The sequence below is a fragment of the Paraburkholderia sp. UYCP14C genome (assembly GCF_004197395.1).
In the GTDB taxonomy this organism is placed as follows: domain Bacteria; phylum Pseudomonadota; class Gammaproteobacteria; order Burkholderiales; family Burkholderiaceae; genus Paraburkholderia.
The window spans coordinates 1-608 of sequence record NZ_SELS01000324.1 but is presented as its reverse complement, the minus strand read 5'-3'; the positions used below and the strand labels follow the sequence as shown (position 1 = coordinate 608).

At 60.7% G+C, this 608-nt stretch carries 1 protein-coding gene; it reads left to right on the top strand.

Going from position 1 to position 608, the window contains the following annotated elements:
• Nucleotides 1-542 (top strand): ATP-binding protein (locus EVC45_RS45065; RefSeq protein ID WP_129964414.1); only part of this gene is annotated, 542 nt, incomplete at its 5' end.
• Nucleotides 543-608 lie beyond the last annotated feature (66 nt).

Sequence of the window (608 nt, the reverse complement as noted above, 5' to 3'; positions counted from 1 at the left end):
GGTCCTTCAATCCGAAAGTCCCCCGGCAGGCCTGCTTCGAGCTACACACGCTGAAGTTCGTCGCCGACAGCGACAACGCGCTGCTGATCGGCAAACCCGGCACCGGCAAAAGTCATATCGCCAAGGCTATCGCCTACAACGCCACCCTGCAGGGAATGAAGGTGCGATACGTCGAGTCCGACACCGTGTTCGCCGGCTATGCCGTGGAAACACGTGCCGATCAGGACCGGCTGCTCAAGGCCCTGGTCGAGCCCGAACTCCTCGTGCTTGACGATCTGTTCCTCGCCAAACGCATTCCCGATGCCGCGGCCGAATTGCTGCAGACACTGGTCCATCAACGCTACAAGCAACGTCGCAGCATCCTCGTCACGTCCAACCGTGTCGTCCAGGACTGGGGGCGCTACCTTCGCGACAGCACCATGGCCTCGACGATCCTTGATCGTCTGCTGCATCGCTCCAAACTCCTCGAGTTTGAAGGCAAGAGCTATCGACTCCGGGAAGCTGCTGCCAGGCTTGCCGTCACTGAGGAATCCGACGCATAATCCGCTCGTCCTGCCTGGGGGAATTTAGCCGCCCGCAAGTGGAGGAGTTTGAACTGCCCATCGGGG